General features: G+C 61.6%; 22 protein-coding genes. 12 read left to right on the top strand and 10 right to left on the bottom strand.

Annotated features, from left to right (window positions below):
• Nucleotides 1–24: 24 nt before the first annotated feature.
• Nucleotides 25–975 carry a CHAD domain-containing protein gene (locus tag P0D68_RS29230; RefSeq protein WP_408301555.1) on the top strand — a complete coding sequence of 317 codons (951 nt, stop codon included), beginning with the start codon at nt 25–27 and terminating at the stop codon, nt 973–975.
• 61 nt (nt 976–1,036) lie between these two features.
• Here the strand turns inward: P0D68_RS29230 and P0D68_RS29235 are convergent, their stop codons facing one another.
• Nucleotides 1,037–2,074 carry a transporter gene (locus P0D68_RS29235; protein ID WP_408183725.1) on the bottom strand — a complete coding sequence of 346 codons (1,038 nt, stop codon included), beginning with the start codon at nt 2,072–2,074 and terminating at the stop codon, nt 1,037–1,039.
• Nucleotides 2,075–2,382: 308 nt separating this feature from the next.
• On the opposite strand from P0D68_RS29235, the gene pstS reads away from it, so the two are divergent.
• Nucleotides 2,383–3,408, top strand: a complete 1,026-nt coding sequence (gene pstS / locus P0D68_RS29240; protein WP_091804637.1) for a phosphate ABC transporter substrate-binding protein PstS — start codon at nt 2,383–2,385, stop codon at nt 3,406–3,408.
• Between the two features lie 59 nt (nt 3,409–3,467).
• Here the strand turns inward: pstS and P0D68_RS29245 are convergent, their stop codons facing one another.
• On the bottom strand, nt 3,468–6,062 hold the full coding sequence (locus tag P0D68_RS29245) for a DNA-binding protein (protein ID WP_408301558.1): 2,595 nt from the start codon (nt 6,060–6,062) through the stop codon (nt 3,468–3,470).
• 436 nt (nt 6,063–6,498) lie between these two features.
• Here P0D68_RS29245 and P0D68_RS29250 point away from each other — a divergent pair, with 436 nt between their 5' ends.
• Together P0D68_RS29250 and P0D68_RS29255 are read left to right on the top strand one after the other, a co-directional pair.
• Nucleotides 6,499–7,083, top strand: a complete 585-nt coding sequence (locus P0D68_RS29250) for an arylsulfatase (protein ID WP_408468782.1) — start codon at nt 6,499–6,501, stop codon at nt 7,081–7,083.
• 378 nt (nt 7,084–7,461) lie between these two features.
• Entirely contained in the window at nt 7,462–8,094 is a 633-nt protein-coding gene (locus tag P0D68_RS29255) for a helix-turn-helix domain-containing protein (RefSeq protein WP_408183711.1), read from the top strand.
• Nucleotides 8,095–8,125: 31 nt separating this feature from the next.
• Here the strand turns inward: P0D68_RS29255 and P0D68_RS29260 are convergent, their stop codons facing one another.
• On the bottom strand, nt 8,126–11,125 hold the full coding sequence (locus P0D68_RS29260) for an FAD-binding and (Fe-S)-binding domain-containing protein (RefSeq protein WP_408301562.1): 3,000 nt from the start codon (nt 11,123–11,125) through the stop codon (nt 8,126–8,128).
• 40 nt (nt 11,126–11,165) lie between these two features.
• On the bottom strand, nt 11,166–12,203 hold the full coding sequence (locus tag P0D68_RS29265; protein WP_408301564.1) for a DUF1338 domain-containing protein: 1,038 nt from the start codon (nt 12,201–12,203) through the stop codon (nt 11,166–11,168).
• Between the two features lie 165 nt (nt 12,204–12,368).
• Here P0D68_RS29265 and P0D68_RS29270 point away from each other — a divergent pair, with 165 nt between their 5' ends.
• A complete protein-coding gene (locus tag P0D68_RS29270) occupies nt 12,369–13,301 on the top strand; it encodes a LysR substrate-binding domain-containing protein (protein ID WP_177205131.1) in 933 nt (310 codons plus the stop codon).
• Between the two features lie 19 nt (nt 13,302–13,320).
• Here the strand turns inward: P0D68_RS29270 and hppD are convergent, their stop codons facing one another.
• Together hppD and pcaQ are read right to left on the bottom strand one after the other, a co-directional pair.
• Nucleotides 13,321–14,454 carry a 4-hydroxyphenylpyruvate dioxygenase gene (hppD, locus tag P0D68_RS29275; RefSeq protein ID WP_091808987.1) on the bottom strand — a complete coding sequence of 378 codons (1,134 nt, stop codon included), beginning with the start codon at nt 14,452–14,454 and terminating at the stop codon, nt 13,321–13,323.
• Between the two features lie 259 nt (nt 14,455–14,713).
• On the bottom strand, nt 14,714–15,709 hold the full coding sequence (gene pcaQ / locus P0D68_RS29280; RefSeq protein ID WP_408301567.1) for a pca operon transcription factor PcaQ: 996 nt from the start codon (nt 15,707–15,709) through the stop codon (nt 14,714–14,716).
• 108 nt (nt 15,710–15,817) lie between these two features.
• Here pcaQ and pcaH point away from each other — a divergent pair, with 108 nt between their 5' ends.
• Together pcaH and pcaG are read left to right on the top strand one after the other, a co-directional pair.
• On the top strand, nt 15,818–16,522 hold the full coding sequence (gene pcaH, locus P0D68_RS29285) for a protocatechuate 3,4-dioxygenase subunit beta (protein ID WP_408301569.1): 705 nt from the start codon (nt 15,818–15,820) through the stop codon (nt 16,520–16,522).
• A 3-nt stretch (nt 16,523–16,525) separates the two neighbouring features.
• On the top strand, nt 16,526–17,113 hold the full coding sequence (gene pcaG / locus P0D68_RS29290; RefSeq protein ID WP_408301571.1) for a protocatechuate 3,4-dioxygenase subunit alpha: 588 nt from the start codon (nt 16,526–16,528) through the stop codon (nt 17,111–17,113).
• A gap of 160 nt (nt 17,114–17,273) precedes the next feature.
• Here the strand turns inward: pcaG and P0D68_RS29295 are convergent, their stop codons facing one another.
• Entirely contained in the window at nt 17,274–17,537 is a 264-nt protein-coding gene (locus P0D68_RS29295; protein WP_091808990.1) for an H-NS family nucleoid-associated regulatory protein, read from the bottom strand.
• Between the two features lie 466 nt (nt 17,538–18,003).
• Here P0D68_RS29295 and P0D68_RS29300 point away from each other — a divergent pair, with 466 nt between their 5' ends.
• The 3 genes from P0D68_RS29300 (at nt 18,004) to P0D68_RS29310 (ending at nt 19,654) form a co-directional block, all read left to right on the top strand.
• Nucleotides 18,004–18,639, top strand: coding sequence for a LysE family translocator (locus tag P0D68_RS29300; RefSeq protein WP_408301573.1), 636 nt, complete (start codon nt 18,004–18,006; stop codon nt 18,637–18,639).
• A gap of 296 nt (nt 18,640–18,935) precedes the next feature.
• Nucleotides 18,936–19,139: a cold-shock protein gene (locus tag P0D68_RS29305; RefSeq protein ID WP_007178877.1), complete on the top strand. Its 204-nt coding sequence runs from the start codon at nt 18,936–18,938 to the stop codon at nt 19,137–19,139.
• 290 nt (nt 19,140–19,429) lie between these two features.
• Nucleotides 19,430–19,654, top strand: coding sequence for a hypothetical protein (locus tag P0D68_RS29310; protein WP_091804673.1), 225 nt, complete (start codon nt 19,430–19,432; stop codon nt 19,652–19,654).
• A gap of 132 nt (nt 19,655–19,786) precedes the next feature.
• Here P0D68_RS29310 and P0D68_RS29315 read toward each other — a convergent pair whose 3' ends face one another.
• Nucleotides 19,787–21,418, bottom strand: coding sequence for an acyl-CoA synthetase (locus tag P0D68_RS29315; protein ID WP_408183695.1), 1,632 nt, complete (start codon nt 21,416–21,418; stop codon nt 19,787–19,789).
• Between the two features lie 167 nt (nt 21,419–21,585).
• Here P0D68_RS29315 and P0D68_RS29320 point away from each other — a divergent pair, with 167 nt between their 5' ends.
• Together P0D68_RS29320 and P0D68_RS29325 are read left to right on the top strand one after the other, a co-directional pair.
• Nucleotides 21,586–22,332, top strand: coding sequence for a Crp/Fnr family transcriptional regulator (locus tag P0D68_RS29320; RefSeq protein ID WP_091808992.1), 747 nt, complete (start codon nt 21,586–21,588; stop codon nt 22,330–22,332).
• 194 nt (nt 22,333–22,526) lie between these two features.
• Nucleotides 22,527–24,086: a methyl-accepting chemotaxis protein gene (locus P0D68_RS29325; RefSeq protein ID WP_408301576.1), complete on the top strand. Its 1,560-nt coding sequence runs from the start codon at nt 22,527–22,529 to the stop codon at nt 24,084–24,086.
• A 111-nt stretch (nt 24,087–24,197) separates the two neighbouring features.
• On the opposite strand, the gene P0D68_RS29330 is transcribed toward P0D68_RS29325, so the two are convergent.
• Together P0D68_RS29330 and P0D68_RS29335 are read right to left on the bottom strand one after the other, a co-directional pair.
• Nucleotides 24,198–24,551, bottom strand: a complete 354-nt coding sequence (locus tag P0D68_RS29330) for a transposase (protein ID WP_408301578.1) — start codon at nt 24,549–24,551, stop codon at nt 24,198–24,200.
• A 295-nt stretch (nt 24,552–24,846) separates the two neighbouring features.
• Nucleotides 24,847–25,980, bottom strand: a complete 1,134-nt coding sequence (locus P0D68_RS29335) for a porin (RefSeq protein ID WP_091804688.1) — start codon at nt 25,978–25,980, stop codon at nt 24,847–24,849.
• Nucleotides 25,981–26,132 lie beyond the last annotated feature (152 nt).

A 26,132-nucleotide genomic window follows, 5' to 3' on the forward strand; every position in this document is an offset into this window, starting at 1 on the left:
CGGGGACTCAATCGATTTGAACCGATGAACTCCACACCACCCATGCGCGACGTTGCTTCTGCAGAAGAGCGGGTTCCGGACGATTCCGGCAAACGCGGCGGGACGGTTTTGCCGGACATGTCGCTGGCCGTGGCCTTCTCGACACTGGTCACGCCAATGGTCGCGCAGGTGGCGCAACGCGTGGGCACGCTATGCGTTAGTGCCGATCCGGAAAGTCTGCACAAACTTCGTGTCGTACTGCGTCGTCTGCGCTCGCTGTGGTGGGCTTACGATCCGCTTATCGACGGATCGCGAGCGAGGCGACAGCGGCGCGAATTCAAGGCGCTGGCCGACTCCGCCGGTCAAACACGTGACTGGGATATCCTGAAACACTTACTGGCAGAGGAGACGGCAATGCCGCGTTCTTTTGCGGCGCTGATCGAAGGTGTCGATTTATTGCGCGGCGATGCGCTCTTGCACAGTCGCGCAACGATCGCCGACGCCAACGTTGAAGCAGTATTGAACCAGGCAATCGCGGGCGTGATGCAGCAACTCGAACCTCGTTCGTTTGACGAGTCGCTTTCGGTATTCGCCGCGAACCGTATTGCAACAGCCAGAAGGGCGCTGCGAAAACGGATGAAGCGTTTGCTTAGGGATCCCGATTCCGGATACGCGGAGTTTCACGAGGTCCGAATTGCCGCGAAGAAGGTGCGCTACCTGCTGGAGTTTTTTGCGCCCCTGATCGAGAGCGGAAACGGGATAGGCGTCGTCGAACTCACGCAAATGCAGGACGAACTGGGAAAACTCAACGACATCGTTGCGAGTGAATCGCTGCTTCTCACACATGCGCTTCGCCTCGGCGAGCGCGGCGTTGCCGACGATGCAATCGCGTATCTGAGGGATCTCAAAGGCGATCGCATGCAGAGCGCCGAAGCATTGTTACGCGCGCTCAGCGATAGGCTCGTTGACGAGCGTCCCGGCTTTGGCATCAACTAGCGGTACTGCGAGCAAAGCCGCGAACGCTGAAAACGGGCGCATTGCTTCGCTCTGACTTACCCTACCGTTCCTTGCGCCGGCGAAATGCCCACCATCCGGCCAGCCCTGTAAAACCGGCCACGAGCAACACCATCACCCAGAAGCCGTGCCGGTTCTCAGCGAGCGGAATACCACCCACATTCATTCCGAAAAAACCCGCAACGATATTGATCGGCATAGCCAGTACCGTCACCAATGTCAGCGTGAAGAGCGTGCGATTGTTCTGCTCTTCCAGACGGGAAATGATCTCCTCCTGCAACAGCCTGACCCGTTCGATCAGACCGGCCACATCCGAGAGAACCACCGAAAACTCCTCGGTCGACTCGCGCAGATCCTGCACGTCATCTGAATGAAGCCAGCGCGGCGGTCTCGCCAGCAGCCGGAAGATCGCGCCAGGTTCAGGCGCGAGCATGCGTTGCAAACGCGTCAGCATACGACGCATCGCGCCCAGATCGATGCGGTTCTGCGTCGGCCGTTGCGACAGGAATCGATCCTCTATCCGGTCGACGTCGGCGCTGGTTCGGCGCACGATCTGCACGAGCAGGTCGGCCTGATCGCGCATCAGGTGAACCAGCAATTCCGCCGGAGACCTGAAAAGCTCGCCTTCCCGAACCGACGCGCGCAATCTGTCGACCGAACGCAGTGGCTTCAGACGCGCGGTCACGATAATCCGCTGGTTCGCGTAAATCCACAGCGTCGCTATTTCGGAGGGAATGAACTCGAGATTGAACATGACGTCGTTGACGACTGCGCGCAGCGCGCCGTCCGCATGCTCGATACGCGTCGAGTGCGAGCCTTCGCGCAAGGCATCGAAAAAAGTCTCGGGTAGATCGAGTTGCGCTCTCATCCAGCGTTCGCTCGCACTATGCGCCAGATTGAAGTGAAGCCAAAGAAACTCGCTCCCTTCTCTTGCGGTGCCGTTCGCGTCGTGCGCCTGTAACCATTCGACGACTTCATCCGCGTCGACGGGCCGGCCGGCATGAGTCGAAGAAAAGAGAAAGCCACAGACCATGCCGGACGAGTCGGCGCCGTAGGTTTGCAGTAGCAGGTCAGATTTCATAGGTCATTCAGCATTTGCTTCTCATGCGGGTTTGGCATATCCAGTAATTGCCGGCCGATAGTGGAAGCGTAACGATCGCCAACCGATACCGCCCTCAGGCGTCGCACGGATTGAACTGGATGCAAAGGCCCGAGCATATCGCGACCCATCAAAAGAAGGTTAACGTGGTCGTTCTCGCTTGATCGACCTGGATGATCCTTATAATTCCGCAGTCGAATCATTTAACCTGAACGGTCACGAGAACGTCATATTTCAGCCTTAAGTTGCAGCCCATCGAAGGCGACCTCATCGCCACAAGGAGTCTCGACATGAAACTCAAGCAACTTACGCTGTTTCTGTGTGCGCTGTGTGCCAGCGCCGCGCACGCCGCCGACATAACCGGCGCCGGCAGTACTTTCGCCGCGCCGATTTACACAAAATGGGCCGATGCCTATCAGAAAACAGGCGGCGGCAAGGTCAACTATCAGGGCATTGGTTCGTCGGGCGGTATCAAGCAGATCATCGCGAAGACCGTGGATTTTGCCGGTTCGGACGCGCCGCTGAAAGACGACGAATTGGCCAGGAACGGCCTGTTCCAGTTCCCCACGGTGGTCGGCGGCGTGGTGCCGGCGATCAACGTGCCGGGTCTGAAGGCCGGCGAACTGGTGCTGTCGGGTCAAGTGGTCGGCGACATCTATCTGGGCAAGATCAAGAAGTGGAACGATCCCGCGATCGTCGCGCTGAACCCGAAAATCAAACTCCCTGATACCGACGTCGCGGTGGTGCGCCGCGCCGACGGCTCAGGCACGAGTTTCATCTGGACGAACTACCTCTCCAAGGTGAACCCGGAGTGGAAATCGAAAGTGGGCGAAGGCGCTACGGTGAACTGGCCGACCGGCACCGGCGGCAAGGGCAACGACGGCGTGGCGGCATTCGTGCAGCGTTTGCCGGGCGCGATCGGCTACGTCGAGTGGGCCTATGCGAAGCAGAACCACATGACCTACGCCGCGCTGAAAAATGCATCGGGGACCGTGGTCGAGCCGTCGACCGACACATTCAAGGCGGCAGCGGCGGGCGCCGATTGGTCGAAGTCGTTCTATCAGATCCTCACAAACGAGCCGGGCAAAAACGCGTGGCCGGTGGTCGGCGCGACGTTCGTGCTATTGCATACGACGCAGGACAAAGCACCGCAAGGCGCGGAAACGCTGAAGTTTTTCGATTGGGCATTCAAGAACGGCGGCAAGGCAGCCGACGATCTCGACTATATTTCGCTGCCCGAGTCCGTGACGGCCGAAATCCGCTCGCAGTGGAAACAGAAGGTCAAGGACGCGTCAGGCAAGCCTGTCGCGCCCTAGGCTGCGGATAAATCCGGCGCGCGCCGTTCATCACCACGCAACCGCCCATTCGGCGCCCGTCAGGTCACGACCTTCGACATCACCGCCGTGGCCGGGTCATAGCGGTAGCCCTTTTGCGCGAGCTGGTGGCTCATCGTCGAGCTGATCAGCTTTTGCTGGGTCTCTCTGGCGATCAACTCGTGATCCGGCTTGAGCCGTTCCAGTTCGGATGAAAGCCGTCTGACGAGCGCCACCTCACCGGTGCTGCGTGCGTCGATGAACAAGATCCTCTCGCTTGCCAGACCAAGCCGCTGTTTGAGGTCTTTCGCGTGGGCGACCCATTGTTCCGCCGTGCCGCGAAGCTCGCTGAGCGCCTTTGCATGAGCTTTGGCTTGCGCTGATATCTGGCGTTGCAACGCCGCGATCTCCTCCGCGCCCTCGGCCTCGTCGGTTCGAGCTTGTTGTGCAATGGCTTCGGCTTGCGCGGCCAGCCGTTGCTCCAGTTGCGCAACCTGCTGTTCGGCGGCCTCTGCGCGGTCTCTCGCGGCAGACGCATCCTGCGATAGTCGAGCCAGGTCAGCGCTGGTGGCCACCTTCGCCTCGTTCATGCTCTCGATCTGCCGCCGCGTCTCTTCCAGTTCCAGAGTGACGCGCTGCAGTTCGTTAAGGTGAACCGACATTTCGTCGGCCCGCGCCGCGGCTGCCTGATACTCCGCTGCCAGCGCAGCGCGAGCTTGCTCCAGTTCGCCCTCCAGCGTTGCGAGTTGTGTGAGGCGCTCGCTTGCCTGCGCCTCGGCGGCTTTCGCGTGCGCCAAGGCCGCGTCCAGCTCTGTCGACAACTGTGTCGCTTCTTCCGTTTTGGCTTGATGGGCGTCGTTCAAACTGAGGAACTGCTGCTGCGCCTGGTCGCGTTCCTGAGTGGCGCGCGCTATTTCTTCGTTCTTGCTCGACACAGTTGCGGACAACTCGGCTCGCGCCTTGCGCTCTTCGTCCAGCAATGCCGCCGTGGCTTGCTGATCGGCAGCGTGTGCCGTTGCGCGCTGCGTGAGTTCTTCAACACGTGCCTGTGCCGCTTGCGCAAGTGACGTCGCCGCGTTCAGTTCGTCGGCGAGTCGCGTCACTTCTTCTGACTTTGCCTGATGGGCGTCACGCAGAGTGGCGATCTGCTGCCGCGCCTGCTCGTGCTCCTGAGTGACTCGCGTTATTTCGTCGTTCTTGCCGGAGATGACCGCGTTCAGTTCATCACATGCTTTGCGCTTTTCTTCCAGCGACGCATTGACCGCGGTCAGATTGGCCTGATCCACCGCCGCACGCCGCACGAGTTCTTCTACACGTACCTCGGCTGCCTCGGCGCGTGACGTCGCCGCATTCGCTTCCTGTGACCAGCGCGTCGCTTCCTGCGAGCTTGCCTGATAAGCGGCGTCCAACGTCGCGACCTGCTGCAACGCCTGATCGCGCTCGTGCGTGACTCGCGTTACTTCATCGTTCCTGCTCGAAACAATTGCTGCCAATTCTTCACGAGCCTTGCTCTCTACTTCGAGCGATGCCTTCGTCGCTTCGAGCGATGTCGTCGTCGCTTCGAGGCTGGCATCTTGCGACGCTACACGCTGCGCAAGTTCTTCCACGCGCGCTTCCGCGACCTGTGCACGCGACGCAGCCTCGCTTGCCTCTTGCGACCATTGCGCGACTTCTTGCGACTTGGCCTGATAGGCGTCGCGTAGAGTGGCGATTTCCTGCTGAATCTGATCGCGCTCCCGAGTGACGCGCGTAACTTCATCACTCTTGCTTGCGACATCCGCCGACAACTCTTCGCGAGCTTTGCGTTCTTCTTCGAGCGACGCGTTCGCCGCTTCCAGGTTGGCGTGGTCCACCGACGCACGCTGCGCGAGTTCTTCAACGCGCGCCTCGGCCGCCTCAGCACGCAATGCGGCCGCGCCTGCCTGCTCCGACCAGCGCATCACTTCTTCTGTCTTCGCCTGACAGGCATCGCTCAATGTTGCGATCTCCTGCCGCGCCTGATCTCGCTCCTGAGCGACCTGAGCAACTTCATTGTTCTTGCTCGCGAGCGCCGTGGCCAACTCTTCGCGCGCGAGGCGTTCCTCGCCGAGCAATGCCCTCATGGCCTCCAGATCGGCGTCTTGTGCAGACACACGCTGAGCGAGTTCTTCGACATGAGCTTCAGCTGCCTCCGCCCGGCCCGCAGCGGTTGCGAGTTCCGTTTCGAGGCGCAGAGCGGTACTTTCCGAGGCACTCAGCGCCTCCGTCAGCGCGACGACCCGATTGCGCCCCGTTTCGACGTCGTCGATCGTTTTCTGATACTCGGCGAGGGCTTCGTCCCGTTCCGCGCGGGCCGCTTCGAGGTCCTGGTTCACTGCAGCCAAACGCTGATTGAAAGCCCGTTCGGCATCGTGCTGGGATGCCGTCCAGATGCGATCCGCCGCGCTCATCACTGTCTCAGCGAGGCCCTCCGGCAACCCGGGCTGGACCTGCGGTGCCGGCGTTTCGGCCTGCCGCGCTTCGCGCCAGCGCTGCAAGGCCGCGACGATCGACGCAAGCGAACCGCCGCGAACCTCTTTCCAGATCGTCACCGGCGAAACTCTTCTGCCTTCTTCGACCATGCGATCGGCGATGGCGGCGATCTGTTCATCGGTGATTGTGTCTGCGTCCGTGGACATAAGCGCCTCAAGAATCAATGTAACGGGGCGAAAGGTTAAATCTTCAATACGTTACTACGTCTGCAGACGTCCGGCGACGTTCGCAATACAAGGCAAATGACAGGTAGCCTGACGCGGATGGCATCTTATAGCTCAATGACTTTTTCGAATCCGGGGAACAACGGACCATAACGCGGCCAAATCGCCGCGCAATGCCTGTCCGAGACGGGTACTAGCGATACTGGTAGAAGCTCCCGCCTTGTTGGCCTGCGGCGACGTTGCAACAATGCAGACGAATCGATTGGCCCGCCCTTGGGCGTGAACGCCACGAACCGGCATCGGCACGCTGCATCTGATTCACGCAACTTCACCGAGGCATACGGCAATGCGTATTTCGTTTTTGCACACGATGGACGGGAACCGGCAAGTCTTTGAGCAGGCCGCAAAAGCACTCGGCATGCGTGCTGATGATCTTCACCACGAAGTGAGAGCGGATCTGCGCGAGGCGGTCGGTCTGGCAGGGACGTTCTCACACGAATTGAAAGCCGAGACAAACCAGCGTCTTCTCGCGCTGGCAGCCCATTCCGACGCCGTTATTCTGACTTGCGCCACGCTTGGGGCGGCCGTGGCGGATATCGAGAGTCCACCGGTGCCCATCGTCAGGGCGGATATCGCCTTGGCCGCTGCGGCAGCGGAACTGGGCGGGAAAATCGTCGTGTTATGTGCCGCTGACTCTGCAATCGAATCCACCAGAATGCTGTTTGCGGAGCACATACACGGAACCGGTGCGTCAGTGGAGGTCGTTCACCTTCCTCAGGTTTGGGCACGGTTCAAAGCGGGTGATCTCGAAGCGTGCCTGGCTGCAACCGCATTGGCCGCGGAAGACGCATACGAGGCGGGCGCGACGGTTGTCGCATTCGCTCATCCGTGGATGGCGCCCGGCGCGGACCTCGTTCGAACGGGAAAGCGGCCGCTCGATAGTCCGAGCGCGGCGCTTCGCGCTGCCATGCAACGGTTCGGCGAACACCCGAGCGACGCCTGACTCCGAGCGGCACTCAATCCGCCATCACAGGCTTAAGCCCGCAATAGCTTCGCCAATCAAAATAAATCTAAAGGCGAAGCGATTATCTCGCCCGGGATATGAAAGAGACGCGCCGCCGAACTGGTTACGCGACACGTGCAAGGCGCGACCCAGTCTGCACCCGCGGAAGTTTCCGATGAGAAAAGCACCTGAATGCTTCTCCGCCACCGATCAACCTCAACAGCGCCGTCACTCAGGCCATGCACAAGCGATCCAGGCATTTTCCGCGGACGCGCCCGCAGACGCCCCGCCGCCTTCCGATCGGGGCCCATCGCTCCAAATGTTATTATCGGAAACAACACCGTCCCCTCAAAGCGTGCATTCGAAGCATCAAGCCCCATGGACACCCATCTCGCAAAATCCGCCGACCCGTCCACCACCGACCTCGGCCGCCGCGTCCGCGCCGCCCGCCAGGCGCAGGACCTGACGCTGGAAACCGCCAGCCGCCTCTGCGGCGTTTCGCGCTCGACGCTCTCCAAGGTCGAAAACGGCCTGATGTCCCCCACGTTCGATGTTCTGCAGAAAATCGTCCTCGGACTGAAGATCGAGATCGGCGAGCTGTTTGGCTCGACGCCGAAAGTCAGCGCCAGCGGCCGCCGCGCGCTCACCCGCAAGGACGAAGGCCAGCGTCATGCCTATCGCGGCTACCAGATGGAACTGCTTGCCACGGACCTCGCGCACAAAGCGATGCTGCCGTTTCGCATCCGCATCTCCGCGCACACGCTCGACGCCTTCGACGACTGGGGCCGTCACGAAGGCGAGGAATTTCTGTATGTGATCAGCGGCAGCGTGTGCCTGTATTCGGAGCTGTATGCGCCGACGCACCTGAACGCCGGCGACAGTCTCTACTTCGACAGCCGCACCGGCCACGCGGCGGTCTCCACGAGCGAAGAAGACGCCGAAGTATTGTGGATGGCCACCAGCGCCGACATTCCGCACACCCCGCCCGCCACCGAATCGACAAAGAAGTGACGCACGCCTCCACACCGCGCAGCAACGCGGCCTAACGAGCCGCCAACGCCCGCTGCGCGAGTTGCGCAATATGCATTGCGTGACGCCCCGTGCCTTGCTCGATCTGTTCGCGGCAACTGAAGCCATTGGTCAGCACGATCGTGTCCGCGGCCGCCTCGCGCACCGCCGGAAATAGTCTGTCTTCGCCGATCTTTTCGGAAAGCGCGTGGTGCTCTGCGTTGAAGCCGAACGATCCCGCCATGCCGCAGCATCCTGTATCGAGAAGCTTCCATTTCACACCGAGCTTGTTCAGCAACGCCGTGTCGCCCTGCATGCCGAACAGCGCCTTTTGATGACAATGCCCGTGCACGATCACGTCGGCGGTCAGCGTCGGCCAATCGAACGGCTGCCGCGCGACGAAATCGGAGAACAGGAAGGTCTGCGCGGAGAGCTTCTTCGCTAACGCATGACCGGGCAGTTGCTTCAGCAATTCGTCCTTGAATACCGACAAACAACCCGGTTCGAGACCGACCAGCGGCACGCCCGCGGCGATATCGTCCGCGAGGTCGTCAAGGATGTGCGCGAGAAGTTCGCGCGCACGTTCGAGCAGGCCAAAGTCATAGAGTGGACGCCCGCAGCACAGCCGGTTCTTCGGCAACACGACGTGCCAGCCCAACTGCTTTAAAACGTCGGCGGCGGCTTCAGCGACCTCGGGCGTGAAGTGATCGTTGAAAGTATCGACCCACAGAATGACCTTTTTCGCTTCGCCGCGAGAGGCGGGCGCTGTTTGCGGCAAACGCCGTGCGATCTGCCTGTAGGTTGCGCCCGCGAATCGCGGCAGTTCACGTGCTTGCGCCACGCCTGCCACCCACTTGCCGAACGAAGCCAAGCCCGGCGCCGACGTCATGAAATTCGTCAAACGCGGGAAGCGCGCCGCCCACGGCGCCCATTCACCGATACGCCCCATGAACAGCGCCTGCCGTGGCCGTCGATTCGTCTCGTAGTAATGTGAAAGAAATTCGGCTTTGTATGAAGCCATATCCGTATGCGTCGGGCAATCGGATTTGCAGCCCTTGCACGCAAGGCATGTATCCAGCGCTTCTTTCACTTCGCGGCTTTGCCAGCCATCGACGATCACGTCGCCTTGCAGCATTTCCCAGAACAGATGCGCACGGCCACGGGTCGAATATTTCTCTTCACGGGTCGCGCGATAACTTGGGCACATCGTGCCGCCTTCGAGCGAACGGCATTTGCCCATGCCGATGCATCGCTCGATCTCGCGCTGAAAGCCGTGGCCTTCCTGGCTGGCAAAGGTGAGCCTGGTTTGCAGCGTGACAGGTTGATAGGCGGGACCCATGCGCAGATTCTCGTCGGCGCGATACGCATGCACGACCTTGCCCGGATTCAGACGATTGGCCGGATCCCAGATCGCCTTGAACTGTTCCATTGCCTGCATCAGCTCGGCGCCGTACATGATCGGCAGAAACTCGGCTTTGGCCTGGCCGTCGCCGTGTTCGCCCGAGAGCGAGCCGCCGAATTCGACCACCAGCTCGGCCGCTTCGCGCAGAAACTTGCGCCAAGTCGAGATACCTTCCGCGCTGCGCAGGTCGAACGTGATGCGCGCATGCACGCAGCCATCGCCGAAATGACCATAGAGGCTCGTCTCGTAACCATAGCGATCCACCAGCGACTGGAACGCGCGCAAATAATCGCCGAGACGCAGCGGATCGACCGCCGCATCTTCCCAGCCGACCACCGGATCAGGCGTGCCGGAATCGACAGACAACGCCACCGCCGAGGCGCCGGTCTCACGAATCGACCATACCTTGGCCTGTAATGCGCGATCTTCGACGAGCATCGCCGAGACATTGGGCCCCGCCTCGCCCGAGCGAAAATAGGTGGCAGCGGCTTGCGCTTGTAGCATCACCGCCTCTTGCGTCTCCGCGCCGAATTCGAGCACGACCCACGCATCGCCTTCGGGCAGCAACGCGATCTCGTCCTTCTTCAACCCGCGCGCCTCCAGCCCGCGAATGATCGCGCGGTCGAGTCCTTCGATAGCGATCGGCCCGCAGCGCATGAAATGCGGCACGGCATCCGCCGCCGTGTAGATATCCGTGAAGCCGACCACCACGATCACGCGCTTCGCAGGACTCTTCACGAGGCGCACTTTCGCCTGCAATGTCACCGCGCAGGTGCCCTCGCTGCCGACCAGGGCACGCGCCACGTTGAAGCCGTTTTCCGGCAGCAGTTGATCGAGATTGAAGCCCGACACGCGCCGTTTGATCTGCGGGAATTTCGCGCGGATCTGGTCAGCGTAGGTATCGCGCAACCGTTTCAACGCGGCGTAGATTTCGCCTTGGCGACCGCCTGCCGCGATGATGCGTTCGAGTTCGCTTTCGGATGTCGGACCGACCCAGAAACGCGCGCCGTCGAAGGTCGCGATCTCCAGCGCCTCGACGTTTTCGACGGTCTTGCCGGCCATCACCGAATGGGCGCCGCACGAGTTGTTGCCGATCATGCCGCCGAGCGTGCAGCGGCTGTGCGTAGCCGGATCAGGTGCGAACGTGAGGCCATGCTGTTCGGCGGCATCGCGCAAGGTATCGCAGACCACGCCCGGCTCGACGATCGCGACGCGCGCGACCGGATCGACCGACACGACACGGTTCACATATTTGCTTGCGTCGACCACCACCGCGACGTTCACGCATTGGCCGTTCTGTGAGGTGCCGCCGCCGCGCGCGAGAAACGGCACGTCGTTGCGACGACAAGCGGCGAGTGTCGCCAATAGATCGTCGACATCCGCGGGCACGACCACGGCGAGCGGCACTTGCCGATAGTTCGACGCATCTGCCGCATACAAAGCTTTGGAGCCCTGATCGAAGCGCACTTCGCCGCGCACATGGCTGCGCAAATCGGCTTCGAGCGCCTGCATCACGGCGGCGCTGCCCGCGAAAGGCGTGGCAACACGCGGCGCATTCTTCGGCGCGCGACGGCCGGCGTCGTCCAACCCGTTCAGGCCCGCGCCCTGCTCTTCATCCAATGACGTTCCCACCGCGCTCCCCGTTTCTCGTGCCTGGACCGCCGCCCTGCGCTCAGGCAGCCTGGCTCGCGGTCATCTTGAAGATGCCCTGTGCGTTCCCCGCGTCGAAACGCAGGTCCGTTTCCCAGCGACGCGCGTCCTGATCGAAAGTCCGCTTGCGCGTGATGAACTCGTAGAACGAGCCCGGCACTTCGCGCGTCACCACGCTTGCGTCAGCCGCACGAAACTCGCGCAGCACCGTGTCCGCGCGATACGCCGTCTGAAACACGCGGCCCGAGCGCGAACGCTCCACTTCCGGTTTCATCGGACGGCCCTTGGCCTTCTCGTCGTCGGAGAGTTGAAAGACGTCCGCGACGCGATCGGTGGCGTGGTTGAACGCATTGCCTTCGGTCGCGATCCACGCCATTTCCGGCGATTCCTTCAACAATACTTCGTAATCGGCTTCGCGTGGCGTCTCGTGCTGGCGCGCGAATGCGCCGACGATGACCGGCAGCAGTTCATGGGCCGCCTCGAGCGGCAGCACGCCGTCGCGCTCGAGCTCCCACAACTGGCCGACAGCGCGCGGCGTCAACGGATCGCGTGACTGTCCGATCACGTTGGTCACCGCCTGTTGAAACTCCGCCGAGAACCGCTCGGGGTGCAATTCGCTCACGAAGAACTGCGCGATCTCATCGGGCGCGTCGTCATGCGCCCACGCGCGCCCGGTCATGCCGAGACGATCGAGCGGATACCGGCCGTTGATGCTGAAACCGAGCGGACGCAGAATGCGGGCAAATGCGGCTTCGCCAGTCGGCAGCGCGCCGCTGTGCGGCCAGCGCACCGTGCGCAGCGCGCCGTGGTCGAAGTACACACTGCCGCCCGCCGCGACCGTCTCCTCCGTGTAGCGGCGGCCATTCGCCGAGCGTGCCAGCAGATCCTCGAAGAGCGCCATGTTCATCGCCTGCGCGAGTTCGGCGCGCGTGACGACGCCGTCTTCCCATTCGTTGAGGATCTGCGGATGATTCAGCGTCGCAAAGAGCCGGGCGGTTTTGTCGGCGCCGAGCAGCGTCAGCAGCAGTTGTTCGAGATTCGCATTCTTGATGTTTGGCATATCGGTTCTCTAAATGACTCTACGCGCGCTATCTGACGTGCTGGAGTACCACGCCGGTCGGCGCGCAAGGCACAGAACGGCATGATCAAAGGCTTGATTATTCAAAACGCCAGGGTCGCCGTAAAGAGAGATAAAATCGCCACTTAATGCGTTTTTGGAATCAACGTGCGAAAGTTCAAGATCCCCAACATGGGTGCGCTACTCGCTTTCGAAGCGGCCGCACGGCACGAGAGCTTCACGCACGCGGCGCGCGAACTCTTCCTGACCGAAAGCGCCGTGTCGCGGCAGATCAACACGCTGGAAAGCAACCTTGGCGTGCGGTTGTTCGTGCGCGTCAAACAGCGCGTGGTGCTGACCAAGGCAGGCAAGGTGTATAGCGCGCAGGTGCGGCGCTCGCTGGAACAGCTCGATCGCGACACGCTGTCCATCATCGCGCATGGCAGTGGTGGCGGTTATCTGGAACTGGCTGTTCTGCCGACTTTCGCGTCGCAATGGCTGATTCCGCGGCTCGCGGCATTCAACGCGCAGTATCCGGACGTGCGCGTGAACATGGGCGTGCGAACCGGCACGTTCCCGTTCGCCGAGACCCATTTCGAGGCCGCGATTCATTACGGCAAGCCCACATGGCCGGGCACGTCGGCGGATTTTCTGTTCAGCGAAGAGGTCGTGCCGGTGTGCGCGGCGAGCCTGCTGAAGCGGCCTGTGCAGAACGCCGCCGATCTTCTCGACTATCCGCTCGTCCACTCCACTACCCGGCCCGACGGCTGGGCAGCATGGTTCGCCAACATGGGCGTCGAGGACAACCGGACCATGCAGGGCGTGCGCTACGAACTCCACACCATGCTGATCAGCGCGGCGGCCGCCGGCCTCGGTATCGCGCTGGTGCCGCGCTTTTTCGTCGACGCGCAGCTCGAACAACTAGGGCTCGTGATCCCGCTCGATGCCCCCGCGGTCGCCGATTCGGCGTACTACCTCGTCTATCCGACCGAGTTGAGTCACGGCAAGCCGCTGGCGAGTTTCCGCGAGTGGCTGTTGCACGAAGCTGCGGCCTACAGCGCGGTGAATCCCGAGTTGGCAGCCCCGCCCGATACCGATTGACCGCGTATCGGATGAAGCATCACGCGCCGGTTTGTTCGCGCGCCTGGGCCAATGCGCTCAGATTGCCTTCGCCGAAGCCGTGGTGACCCTGGCGCTGCACGATCTCGAAGAATATTTCGCCGGCTCGGCGGCGCACGAAGGTCTGGAAAAAAAGCAGCGGCACACCGTCGGCGCCGATTTCGCCGTCCACCAGAACGTGCGTGCGCTTGAGCCGCTCGACGTCGAGCCCGTGGCCCGGCAAGCGCGCGTCGAGCTGATCGTAATAGCGCGGCGGCGGTTCGACGAACTCCACGCCGTTCGCGAGCAACTGCTCGACGCACGCGAAAATGTCGTCGGTTGCGAGCGCGATATGCTGCACGCCTTCGCCCGGATGGTCCGGCAGATACTCGTGCATCAGGCTGGTCCGGCGCGTGCCTTCCTCATACAAGGGCACGCGGATCGCGCCGCACGGCGACACCATCACACGCGATTCCGCCGATACATGCCAGTTGGCGTGCAGCTCGTGAATCTCGCGGAAGTTGAGCAGATCGCGATAGAAGTCGAGCCATTCCTGCATGCGGCCCTCGCCGACCGTTTGCGTCAGATGATCGACGGCGACGAGGCCCGTGCCCGTGTGGCTCAAGTCGGCCTGCGCCGTGTCGATCTGAATGGGCCGGAAGTCGATATCGAAGATCGAGATGTCGCCCAGGCCGCCGCGCTGACCGCCGCGGCCGCGCCAACGGTCGACGAAATAGATATGCGAGTCGCCTATGCCCTGAATAGCCGGAATCAGCAACTCGCCGGCGCCGGTCTTCTCGCCTTCGAATGCCCATGCGCCGAGTTCGATCGCACGGTCGAAAGCGCGCTGCGCGTCGGCCACACGAATGCCGATCGCGCAGATGCCCGCGCCGTATTCCTCGGCATAGCGCGCGGCGAACGAATCCGGCTCCGCATTGATAAGGAACTGCATCTCGCCCTGGCGATACAGCGTGACGTCTTTGCTGATGTGGCGCGCAATCGCCTTGAAGCCGAGTTTGGTGAAGGTTTCGCCGAGCGCTTGCGGATCGCGCGCGGCGAACTCCACGAATTCGAGGCCGGCGGTGCCGAGCGGATTGTGCTCAGGTGCCGACACGGCGCGCAGCGCGGCGTCTGGAGTGGGCAAGTCACTGGGCATGGCAATCTCCTTTACAGTCTTTCGACGCTGTTTCCGGCGTTTCCGATGTTCGATGCTGATCTTCGCTGCAAGCCGCCGATGATCCGCATGCGCCGCAGCAACGCGGGCCTCGACGGCTTTTGCACCGTGTTTGTACACCGGCTAGCAGTCCGTTCGCAACCTTCATTTTGTACTGGATAGTTCACAGGGCGCGCAGCGGCTCATCCGGCCGTCCCACCATGCTCGCGCCCGACCACATGCCGACCTGAAGCGGGACGCCCTATTTGCGGCCCCGTTTCCGCACTCCTTTACCCGCTGCCTCGTCAGCCGCCTTGTCCGCATTGGCCACCATGCGCCGCTGCGCAACCTCGCGCACCGCATCGATAAACGCCCGCCCAGCCGGCGACGGCTGCGTGTCCGAGCGCCGGATCAAGCCGACCGGCTCGCCGGTGCCGGCAAAGGGCAACGGCAAACGGACCAGCATGCCATGCGCCAGTTCATATTCGACCGCGCTCAGCGGCACGAACCACACCGCGCTGTTCTCCAGCGCCAACGCGCGGCCCGTGGAAACCGACAATACCTCCACGAACGCCGACAAAGGCGGCACGCCCCAGGCGCTCAGCAGACCTTCCGCCGACTGCCGGATCAAGGTTCCGAACGGCGGCAACACCACGGGAAATTCTTCGAGCGAGGTGGCCGGCAAACCCGCACCCAGCGCCAGCGGATGCCCGGCCCTGACCACCGCGATCAACGGCTCGCTGAACAGTTGCTCGAAACTGAGCCCGACCATCCGCTCGGGATCGGCCAACCGACCGATGGCAAATTCGATCGTGCCCGCTTTCAGGCGCTCGAGCAATTCCGGGTTGGCGCCGGTCGCGAGGCGCACGATCACACGTGGCCAAAGCGCGGCAAACTGCTTCAGCACCGGCGGTATCAAAGCCGCCGCGACGGTCGGCAGAATGCCGATTTCCAGCGTGGCCGCGGCCGCGCCTTCCGCACGCGCGAGCAGATCGACACCCTGCCGCAGCGCGCTCACACAGGCGCTCGCGTGCGGCATGAAGAGCTGGCCCTCGCGGGTCGGCACGGCGCCGTGACGGCCGCGCTCGAACAGCTTCACGCCGAGAATCGCTTCGAGTTCGGCGACCGTCTTGGAAACGGCGGGCTGGGTGATCGACAGGCTGTCGGCGGCCCGCTGGACGCTGCCGAACTGCGCAACGGCCAGAAAGCACTGAAGATGACGGAATTTGACGCGGCTATCCGCGAGACTGCGTTGCATAACGGGAGGTTATACGAAAAGGGCGAAAACGTCATTTTGCATAACCTCTCAGCTTGGATAAAGTCTCTCCATCAATCTGTATTTCACAATTCCTCCAAGGAGACACTGATGGACGATTCCTTTCTCACCGCGCGTGATTTCGCGTCGCATCCCCCGTATATCTATCCCGGCTACGGTTCCTCGGTTAAACGCGGCCCCACGCGCCAGCTGATTCCGCTGAAGGAAAAGCTGCGCGACCAGCATGTGCCGGTCTACGGCACCGAAGACCTCGGCGCGCTCGATCACGATCTGACGCGCAACGCCGTGCGCAACGGCGAGCCGCTTGGCGAGCGCATCATCGTGACGGGCCGTGTGCTCGACGAAGGCAACCGCCCCGTGCGCAATACGCTGGTTGAAATCTGGCAAGCCAACGCCGCCGGCCGTTATGTGCACAAGGCTGACCAGCACGACGCGCCGCTCGACCCGAATTTTCTCGGTGCGGGCCGCTGCATCACGGACAACGAAGGCCGCTACCGTTTCCTGACGATCAAGCCGGGCGCGTATCCGTGGGGCAACCATCCGAACGCGTGGCGCCCGAACCATATCCACTTTTCGCTGTTTGGCGACCACTTCGGCTCGCGCCTCGTCACGCAGATGTACTTTCCCGGCGACCCGCTGCTGGCGTTCGACCCGATCTTCCAGGGCACGCCCGAGGATGCCCGTGACCGCCTGATCGCGAACTTTTCGCTCGACACCACGCAGGAAGCCTATGCGCTCGGCTACGACTTCGACATCGTGCTGCGCGGCCGCAACGAAACTCCGATGGAGCGCTAAGCCATGACCACTCTCAAACAAACGCCTTCGCAGACGGTTGGACCCTACTTCGCGTACGGTCTGTGTCCGCAGCAATACGATTTCGACTTCAAGAGCCTGTTTACGCCCGTTCTGGCCGACCGCGAAGCGGCCGGCGAGCACATCACGATTGTGGGCCAGGTGTTCGACGGCGACGGCAAGGTAATCGGCGACGCCATGCTCGAAGTGTCGCAAGTGGACGCGAATGGCCGCTTCCCGGAGTCGCGTGAGGAAATTCTGAAGACGGGCTTTCGTGGCTTCGCGCGCGTCGGCACCGGCACGGATCCGCACAAGCGCTTTGTGGTCGAGACGGTGAAGCCCGGCCGCGTCGGCCCGGATGAAGCACCGCACCTCAATGTGGTCGTGACGATGCGCGGCATGCTGCTGCACACCTTCACACGCGTCTATTTCGAGGACGAAGCCGCAGCGAACGAGAAAGACCCGGTGCTGGCAGCGGTTCCGGCGGAGCGCCGCAACACGCTGATTGCACGCCGCGAGCCGAATGTAGCGAACGTTTACCGTTTCGATATCTACATGCAGGGCGATAAGGAAACCGTCTTTTTCGACCTGTAATACGGTTTTTCTACACTTTCATATTGCTTTCACATACACTGAACATGATCCTTCTAGCGACTGGATCGCGAAACTCCGAGTAGTTGAGCCCGCCTTGCGCGGGCTTTTTTTTTGATCTTTGGATACCGAAGCAATCGGCACGCATACGCCGCGCACGCCCTCAGCAGCGGAAGTGATCGATGTTCTGTCCAGCGTAAATCGCCCGCGCGAGCCAGTCCGGTTTATCGCCGTGACCGTCCCACGTATGGCCGTAGGCGTCGCGATACATCACGGCCCGGGTCGCGGCCGCATCGGCTTCAATCGATTCCGCGAGCGCTTCCATCGTAATGCCGTATTCATCCATTCGCCTGTGGATCCACACGATCAGGCGCTCACGTGCGTTTCCATCGAGGTCGAACAACCGTTGTTCTTCTCGCTCTTTCATCATGTGTCGGTATCGCGGCTATTCATGCTCGCGTTAGAAAAACAAAGGCTTCGCTAAATAACGCGAAGCCTATGCGTGATTCAGATGGCTCGAGTGCGGATCGAACTCACCATACCTCTTCCCATGCGTAAACACTCGCACCTGGAAAACATGCCCCATAAATCTTGGATTATGGGGATTCGCCGGCAACTGGATCAATTGCACTCGTGTCTCGCCCGTCGTTCAGGGCTGCTTCAGCGTATGGAAAGGAATTCTAGCATCCAATTTCTGCTGCTTGCAGCAATGGGCTGTTAGTCCGCGATGCGAGGCTTTTCAATTCCGGCCGGTTTAATCAATGTAATGTCGCAAACCCACGCGAATAGGCCTCGTCATGAAATGAGTTGGCAACAAACTCAAGGCGCAAATCTCCGCGCTCTCATGCTATGTTCCACTGACTAACACGCCTGCACATAGGAGAGAGCCGATCATGTCCGCTTCTACCGCCATCATCACCATCCTCGCCGCACTCCTGTTGGGCGCGATGAGTCCGGGGCCGAGCTTCGTTATCGTCGCCCGCAATTCGATCGGATTGTCGCGCGGCGATGGGCTCGCCACCGCGATCGGCATGGGCGTCGGCGGCGTTTTCTTCAGCGGCATCGCGCTGCTCGGCCTGTACACGTTGCTGGCCAGTGTCGAATGGCTCTACGTGGGACTGAAAGTGGCTGGCGGCCTCTATCTGATTTACCTTGCGTCGAAAATCTGGCGCGGCGCCGCCAAACCGCTCGCCTTCGATACGACGCAAGCCGTCCCGGCCAATGCACGCAAATCTTTCTGGATCGGTTTGAGCACACAACTCAGCAATCCGAAAACCGCCGTCTATTACGGCAGTATCTTCGCGGCGCTGCTGCCGCAACATCCGCCGCTGTGGTGCTACTTTGCATTGCCGCCGGCGATCTTCGCTATCGAAGCCGGCTGGTACACCGTCGTCGCGTTGTGTTTCTCGAGCAAGCGCCCGCGCGAAATCTATCTGCAATGGAAAGCCTGGGTCGATCGCGTCGCCGCGAGCGCGGTCGCCGCGCTGGGATTGCGCCTGATCCTGACGGCACACAAAGTGGGCATCTGACACGTGCGGCGGTTTGAAGCGCCCGCCGTGCCGCAAGACACGGCGAGCGGGACAGCCGAGCATTGCCGCCCAACGCCTGCGCCAAGCCATTCATGACGCGCAGCCAAACAGTTACAAGTTAAGTGTTGACGCTGACACCACCCGGCGGTTACTGTGGCACCCGAAGTTCAAGAAGTTCGATTGCTGTTCATCAATGTCTCGCTCCCTAAGCGGTATTCGTTGTCCTCTCCCTCCTTGACGCTTCACGCGCTCTCTCACAGAGCAAAATCTTTCTATTTTTACCTCAAGGATTCTTCATGGATACCGGTACCGTTAAGTGGTTCAACGACAGCAAAGGCTTTGGCTTCATCACCCCGGACAAGGGCGGCGACGACCTGTTCGCGCACTTCTCCGAAATCAGCGGCGACGGCTTCAAGACGCTGGCTGAGAATCAGAAAGTGAGCTTCGAAACGAAGCAAGGCCCGAAGGGTCTGCAAGCGGCTAACATCAAGCCGATGTAAGTTTGAAGGGCTCGGTGTCCGGCAACGGACATCGGGCTGCAGCGACACCCTCGCGGAGCATTTGTCTCCCACAGTTGGCGCGATCGCTTTGAGCTGCATGCCATTCAAGCAGCTTGCCTAAGCGCCAAACGCCTCGTTGCACCTCATTCTCCCCTCCGGCTTCAACGCCCATTTTTCGCTTTCCGACTGCGTCAGGATTCGGCTCGCAATGGCTTGAATCAGCTTGGCCGCGCGACTCGCACATGAGTCCGCAAGGCAGGCGCGCACTCGACAATTATTAAAAAATTAAAATGCAAAACAAACATATTCATCACTACAACGGCTATGCCGTCAAACCCTCGGCGCACCGTTTGCCCGATGGCACATTTTCATCCAATCTGCTGCTCGAACGCGCCGACAGCGCGCGTGCCGAAGGGCGCTACCAGTTCTATTCGCTCGATTACTTCACGAACGAAGAACAGGCCTTGCAGCACTCGGCACGCTGGGCTCGTCACTGGGTCGACACGCGCGGCTAAGCTCGCGACAGGCATGCGAACCTGCGCGATGAGGCGCACATCATCCGCGCGCTCATGCGCGTTCGTCTGCGGCATGAACTAACGGCGCTGGCGTGCCATTCGGCACGCCACACCATCGAACGCGCAACTCGGTTACCGGTTTTCTTCGCTCTTGATGCGCGCGCGTAGTTCGAACTTCTGAATTTTTCCCGTCGATGTCTTCGGCAATTCGCCGAAGCGCACCGCTTTCGGCAACTTGTATCCCGCAAGAAATAGCCGGCAGTGCGCAATGATCTCTTCCGCGCTCACCTGAGCCCCTTCCCTGAGCTCGATGAAGGCGCAGGGTACCTCACCCCATTTCGGATCGTCCATCGCCACCACGGCCGCAACGGCGACCGCAGGATGGCGATACAGCGTGTCTTCGAGCTCGATGCTCGAGATGTTCTCGCCGCCTGAAATGATGATGTCCTTGCTGCGGTCGCGAATGCGGATATAGCCATCGGGCATCCGTACGCCGAGATCGCCCGTATGGAACCAGCCGCCTTCGAAGGCCGCTTCCGTCGCGCGCTCGTTCTTCAGATAGCCCTTCATGCAGATGTTGCCGCGAAACATGATCTCGCCGATCGTCTCGCCATCGTTGGGAACGGGCGCCAGCGTCTGCGGGTCGAGCACGGTCACCGCTGCCTGCAAGTGGTAGCGCACGCCTTGGCGCGCGTTCAGTTCGGCGCGCTCGGCGTCGTCGAGCGTATCCCACTCTTCCTGTTTCGCGCAGACTGCAGCCGGCCCGTAAGTCTCGGTGAGTCCGTACACGTGCGTGAGATCGAAACCGATCTCCTTCATCTTCGCAATCACCGCCGGCGCGGGCGCCGCACCCGCCACCATGGTCGACACGCGCTGCGTGATGCCCTCGCGCCATTCGGCCGGCGCGTTTGCAAGCGCGCTCTGCACGATCGGTGCGCCGCAATAATGCGTGATGCCTTCGCGGCGAATCAGATCGAACACCGTCTTCGCATCGAACTTGCGCAGGCAGACATTGACGCCGGCACGCGCGGCCACCGTCCATGGAAAACACCAACCGTTGCAGTGGAAGAGCGGCAAGGTCCAGAGATAAATCGCGTGCTTGGGCATATCCCACTCGAGGATATTGCTCACCGCATTCAGATAGGCGCCGCGATGGTGATAAACCACGCCCTTCGGATCGCCTGTCGTACCCGAGGTGTAGTTCAGCGCAATGGCGTCCCATTCGTCGCGAGGCATGGTCCACGCGAATTCGGGGTCGCCGGATTGCAGGAACGCTTCGTAGTCTGTTGCTCGGATAAATTGATCGGCGTCGGCAGGCATTGCGTCCGCCACGCTGATCACGCGCAGGTTCGGGAATTCGAGCGCGGCGCGGTGCGCGAACTCGCCATATTCCGTATCGACGATCAGCGCCTTGGCTTCGCCATGACGCAGCATGAACAACAGCGACGAAATGTCGAGCCGCGTATTCAGCGTATTGAGTACGGCGCCGGCCATGGGGACGCCGAAGTGTGCTTCTATCATCGGAGGAATGTTGGGGAGCAAGGCCGCGACCGTATCGCCGCGCTCGATGCCGGCGCGCTCCAACGCACTGGCCAGCCGCCGGGCGCGCTCGTAGGTCTCGCGCCAGTTGCGGCGAATCTCCCCATGGACGACTGCGAGCCGCTCACCGTAGACTTCTGCCGCGCGAACGATGAAATCGATCGGCGTCAGCGGGACATTATTGGCTTCACGGCGCTCAAGGCCTGCTTCGAACATATGTTTCATCGCGTTGTCTCCTGAGGCGCTCGCCGCGCCATCAACTATTCTGATTGATAAACTAGGCTAACAATGGTCATGGTGAACTGTCTGTCATTCAAATGACAGAGTGGCACGCCTTGGCGCTTTCGAACCTCGATTCGATCAATAAGTCCCCATCGATCCCGCCATTCGCCATGAACGACGCCCCGCTCATCGCTCCCGCAGATGCCCGTCCGAACCGGCTGGAACGGGTCGCGCGCGCCGACCTGCCGGCCCTGTTCGCCACTTGCGCGTGGTTTCGGGCGCTCGCCGCGGAGCATCAGGCCATGGTGATCGCCAGCGCGCATGCCGAGCATCTGGAAGGCGGCGCGTGGATCGCGCGCCGCCAGGAACCCTCGGATTACTGGATCGGCGTGCATTCCGGCCTTCTCAAGCTGGCCATCTACAACGCTTCCGGACGCAGCTGCACGCTGTCCGGCGTGCCGCCTGGCGGCTGGTTCGGAGAAGGCAGCGTGATCAAGCGCGAACTGCGCAAATACGACGTCGCGGCAATCCAACCTTCGCTCGTCATGTTCGTGCCGTCGGATACGTTCCACGCGCTGCTGGAGTCGAGCCTGCCGTTCACAGGCTTCGTGATCCGGCAGCTGAACAACCGCATGGGCGAATTCATCGCGTCGATCCAGAATAGCCGGCTGCTCGATGTCGACGCGCGCGTCGCACAGTCGCTCGCGCAGCTGTTCAACCCGGACCTCTATCCCGATACCGGCCGCACGCTGGCCATTTCGCAGGAAGAAGTCGGCTTGCTGGCGGGCGTCTCGCGTCAGCGGATCAATCAGGCGCTGCAAAACCTCGAACGACTGCAGATTTTGCGCCTCTCCTACAACCAGATTCATGTACTCGACCTTGAGCGCCTGAGCGCGTTCGGCCGCGAGCAGATCTAGCGCCAACCTCCGGCCGAACCCGCGGCCATGCCATGGGCGCCGCCGACGCGCGGCCAGCCCGTCTATCGGCCCGTCTGTCAGCCCGTTTTTTGAGCAACCGGATCAAGAAAGCGCCGCGCGCGCCGTTATGCGAACTATGCAGCGTAGATTGCAGCCCTCCCTATTCCGAGCTCAACGTATTGTCGAATCCGATAATGAACCGTCTGACACTGAAACAGAAACTGTGGGTGCCGTTGCTGCTGTGCTGGGCTGCGCTCCTGATCGTGACCGTCGTGAACGCGTACGAGGCGCGTAACGCGCAAATGGACGCGCGGCGCGCGGATCTGGCCGATGTCACCGATATGGCGATATCGATCGTCGCGGACTATGCGAAACAGGCCGACGCCGGCAAGCTCTCCGTCGACGAAGCAAAGCAACAGGCGATTGCCCGCGTCAGCGCGCAGCGCTACGGCGCATCCGGCTACGTGACGATCGTGCGCAGCGACTCGGTCATGATCGATCATCCAATGAGCCCGAAGCTGAACGGCAAGGACATGAGCGGCTTTCGCGACGCCAAAGGCAACGCGCTGTATCAGGACATCGCCCATACCGGCGCCTCGGCGGGCGGCGCCGGTTACCTGCGCTACTGGTGGCCGAAGCCCGGCGAAACGACGCCCAGCGAAAAGATCGGCTATGTGAAGCGCTTCGCGCCTTGGGGTTGGGATTTCATCGCCGGCGCCTATATGGACGACATTCAGGCACAGTTCTACGCGACGCTCACGCGCTCGGCGGGCATGCTGGTGGTATTGGGCGTGATCGTGTCTTTCGTCGCTTCGCGCGTGGTGCGCAGCGTGTCGCGCTCGATTGGCGGCGAGCCCGCCACAGCCGCCGCGATCGCCATGCAGATCGCCCGCGGCGATCTCGCCACCCGCATCGACCTGCGCCGCGACGACACCTCGAGCTTGCTGTTCTCACTGCGTGAGATGCGCAATCAACTTGCGTCGACAGTCGCGCGCATCAAGACCTCGGCGGAGACGATCACCACCGCGTCGAAGGAAATCGCCGCAGGCAATCTGGATCTGTCGAGCCGCACCGAAGAGCAGGCCGCTTCGTTGCAGCAGACCGCCGCCAGCATGGACCAGCTCACCAAAACCGTCACGCAGAACGCCGACAATGCGGCGACCGCGTCCGAACTGGCGCACGACGCGTCGAACATCGCCGCCCGCGGCGGCCAGGTGGTCAACGACGTGGTCGAGAAGATGGCGGGTATCACCGATAGTTCGAGCAAGATCGGCGAGATTATCAGCGTGATCGAGGGTATTGCCTTTCAGACCAATATTCTGGCGCTGAACGCCGCAGTGGAAGCCGCGCGCGCCGGTGAAGAAGGCCGCGGCTTCGCGGTGGTCGCGGGCGAGGTGCGCAATCTCGCGCAGCGCAGCGCGACGGCGGCCAAGGAGATCAAAGTGCTGATCGATCAGTCGGTCGCGCAAGTCGGCGAGGGCTCGGCGCTCGCGGGCAAGGCCGGCAGCACGATCGGCGAGGTGGTCGACGCGGTGCGCCGTGTGACGGCCATCATGAACGAGATCTCGGCGGCTTCGAAGGAACAGAGCTCAGGTATCGGCGAAGTCAATCTCGCGATTCGCCAGATGGACGATGTGACGCAGCGCAATGCCGCACTCGTGGAACAGGCTGCGGCCGCGGCCGGCTCCCTCGATGAGCAGACGGATCAACTCCGAGATGCCGTTGCCGTGTTCAGGGTCGAACAACCTGCATGATCGAGTGGAGCACCAACAGACCTGCGGACCTTCAGGCCGGTTGCGATTGAAAAAGGCTGTCACCGGGAAACCGGTGACAGCCTTTCTGTTTGCCATTGTGAAAGCTGCGGGCTACGCGGCGCGCACACCGCCTCGGCGCGCGACAGGCCGCTCCAGGAGCGTATCGGTCTCGAACAGCGCGAGAACGATGTTGGCTAGCACGCCGGACTTCTTCCAGCGCAAGTAGTAGCGATGCGCAGTCTGATACGGCGCGTAGCACTTAGGCATGGCGCTCCATGGCGCGCGCGCGTGCAGCACCCACATCACGCTATTCACCACCCAGCGGATATCGATGCAGGGGCGACCCCGCCGGGGCCCGTGCTGCTTCATCTCGGGTAGCAGCGGCACGATGCGGCGCCATTGCTCGTCGGTGAGATCGTAAGCGGGCGGCGGAGGAGGCTGCGACTTCGAAGCGGAAGTATTCATGCGGTAAGAAGGCACAGCCGCAGGACGCATGCTGGCGCCGTCACGAAATAGGGTCTATCCATCAATGAATTTGAGACTAACCCAGGCAGGCTTTCGCGAAGGTTAACTCTTGTCAGATGGCGAGGCGCAATCGTCAGAAAATGCGAGAAGCGTCCTGGAACAGCACACGGCCGCCGGGGCCGGGCAAGGTGTGCGGCATCAGGCATGGACGCCGGGTGCCGGCCAGCGAATCGCCTGCGCATAAAAAAAGGTGCCGCGAACGGCACCTTTTTGTACAACCGGCTTCTGCTGAAGCTTAGAAGCGGTGACGCAGACCGACCGTAGCAGCCGTCTGGTTCTTCGACGACGACGGCAGTTGCGTGTTGTCGCCGCTGTAGATCGAAGCGACACCGCCGTCGCCCATTGCGTGCTGGTACACGGCTTGAGCGTAGACGTCCGTACGACGCGACAGCGAGTAGTCAGCCTGCACGCCGATCTGGTGGTAACGCACCGACTCCGAACCACCGTTCGCGCCAACGCCGTAGCCCTTGCCGTCCGTGAACGTGTAAGCAACGCCCAGACCCAGAGCCGGCGTCAGGTTGTACTTGCCGTTGACTTCGTAGTTGTTAGCGCGCAGCGATTGCTGACCGCCCACGAAGTTGTCCGAACGCGATTGCGTCCATGCCAGACCGACGGTTGCCGGGCCGAATGCATACGAACCAGCAACGCCGAATTCACGTTGACGGAAGTTGCCGACGTTGCCTGCCAGTGCGTTGACGTACGAGCTATCCGAAGCACCGTTGTTGCCGGCGCCCGGGTTGTTCTGCTGTGCGTAAGCAGCGCCCAGGTGCAGACCTTGCCACTGGTATGCAGCACCAACGCTGTATTCGCGGTTGTTTGCGAATGCGCCAGCCTGGTTCGAGAAGCCGTACGTGCCGCCGAACGTAAAGCCAGCGTAGTTAGCGCTCGAGTACTTGATCGAATTGTTGACTGCGTAGCCGCCGTTCGTGTTCAGGTTGTCGTTGTTGAACGGGTGCGCGAAGTACGTACCGCCCCAGCTGCCCGTTGCGGTCAGCGGTGCCAGGTAGTCTTGAGCTGCGTCGTATTGACGGCCCAGCGTGACCGTACCGAATTGCGCGCTCGACAGACCGACGAACGCTTGACGGTTGAACATGCCGTTGTTGTTAGCGAACTTGCCGTTGTTGATGTTGAAGCCGCTTTCCAACGTGAAGATTGCCTTCAGACCGCCGCCCAGATCTTCCGAGCCGCGCAGACCGAACATGCTTTGATTGATGCCGCCGCTACCAGCTGCCCACTTCGAGTTGTGGTTGACGTTGCTGGTGTACGTCAGGCCGGCGTCGAGCAGACCATACAGGGTCACGCTGCTTTGTGCGTGAGCGACGGAAGCGAACGATGCGGCAACCGCAACGACGATGAGACTCTTTTTCATGCTGGGACTCCTGTTCGATAAATTTACGCGGGGAGCGGGAACTGCCTCGGCAACGCGCGCTTTGCACCCATTGCCGCCCTGTTCACCGACCCGTTTCGGATCGGCCGGGCACCCTTGAAACGAAGCGTGAGTGTAGGGGGACACCCTGACAG

Source organism: Paraburkholderia sp. RL17-380-BIE-A (assembly GCF_046028085.1).
In the GTDB taxonomy this organism is placed as follows: Bacteria; Pseudomonadota; Gammaproteobacteria; order Burkholderiales; family Burkholderiaceae; genus Paraburkholderia.

Excerpts from the sequence above, each read along its gene's own strand:
- P0D68_RS29230 (WP_408301555.1), top strand. The coding sequence starts at position 25 with ATGAACTCCACACCACCCATGCGCGACGTTGCTTCTGCAGAAGAGCGG.
- P0D68_RS29235 (WP_408183725.1), bottom strand. The coding sequence starts at position 2,074 with ATGAAATCTGACCTGCTACTGCAAACCTACGGCGCCGACTCGTCCGGC.
- pstS (WP_091804637.1), top strand. The coding sequence starts at position 2,383 with ATGAAACTCAAGCAACTTACGCTGTTTCTGTGTGCGCTGTGTGCCAGC.
- P0D68_RS29245 (WP_408301558.1), bottom strand. The coding sequence starts at position 6,062 with ATGTCCACGGACGCAGACACAATCACCGATGAACAGATCGCCGCCATC.
- P0D68_RS29250 (WP_408468782.1), top strand. The coding sequence starts at position 6,499 with ATGCGTGCTGATGATCTTCACCACGAAGTGAGAGCGGATCTGCGCGAG.
- P0D68_RS29255 (WP_408183711.1), top strand. The coding sequence starts at position 7,462 with ATGGACACCCATCTCGCAAAATCCGCCGACCCGTCCACCACCGACCTC.
- P0D68_RS29265 (WP_408301564.1), bottom strand. The coding sequence starts at position 12,203 with ATGCCAAACATCAAGAATGCGAATCTCGAACAACTGCTGCTGACGCTG.
- hppD (WP_091808987.1), bottom strand. The coding sequence starts at position 14,454 with ATGCCCAGTGACTTGCCCACTCCAGACGCCGCGCTGCGCGCCGTGTCG.
- pcaQ (WP_408301567.1), bottom strand. The coding sequence starts at position 15,709 with ATGCAACGCAGTCTCGCGGATAGCCGCGTCAAATTCCGTCATCTTCAG.
- pcaH (WP_408301569.1), top strand. The coding sequence starts at position 15,818 with ATGGACGATTCCTTTCTCACCGCGCGTGATTTCGCGTCGCATCCCCCG.
- pcaG (WP_408301571.1), top strand. The coding sequence starts at position 16,526 with ATGACCACTCTCAAACAAACGCCTTCGCAGACGGTTGGACCCTACTTC.
- P0D68_RS29295 (WP_091808990.1), bottom strand. The coding sequence starts at position 17,537 with ATGAAAGAGCGAGAAGAACAACGGTTGTTCGACCTCGATGGAAACGCA.
- P0D68_RS29300 (WP_408301573.1), top strand. The coding sequence starts at position 18,004 with ATGTCCGCTTCTACCGCCATCATCACCATCCTCGCCGCACTCCTGTTG.
- P0D68_RS29305 (WP_007178877.1), top strand. The coding sequence starts at position 18,936 with ATGGATACCGGTACCGTTAAGTGGTTCAACGACAGCAAAGGCTTTGGC.
- P0D68_RS29310 (WP_091804673.1), top strand. The coding sequence starts at position 19,430 with ATGCAAAACAAACATATTCATCACTACAACGGCTATGCCGTCAAACCC.
- P0D68_RS29315 (WP_408183695.1), bottom strand. The coding sequence starts at position 21,418 with ATGAAACATATGTTCGAAGCAGGCCTTGAGCGCCGTGAAGCCAATAAT.
- P0D68_RS29320 (WP_091808992.1), top strand. The coding sequence starts at position 21,586 with ATGAACGACGCCCCGCTCATCGCTCCCGCAGATGCCCGTCCGAACCGG.
- P0D68_RS29325 (WP_408301576.1), top strand. The coding sequence starts at position 22,527 with ATGAACCGTCTGACACTGAAACAGAAACTGTGGGTGCCGTTGCTGCTG.
- P0D68_RS29330 (WP_408301578.1), bottom strand. The coding sequence starts at position 24,551 with ATGAATACTTCCGCTTCGAAGTCGCAGCCTCCTCCGCCGCCCGCTTAC.
- P0D68_RS29335 (WP_091804688.1), bottom strand. The coding sequence starts at position 25,980 with ATGAAAAAGAGTCTCATCGTCGTTGCGGTTGCCGCATCGTTCGCTTCC.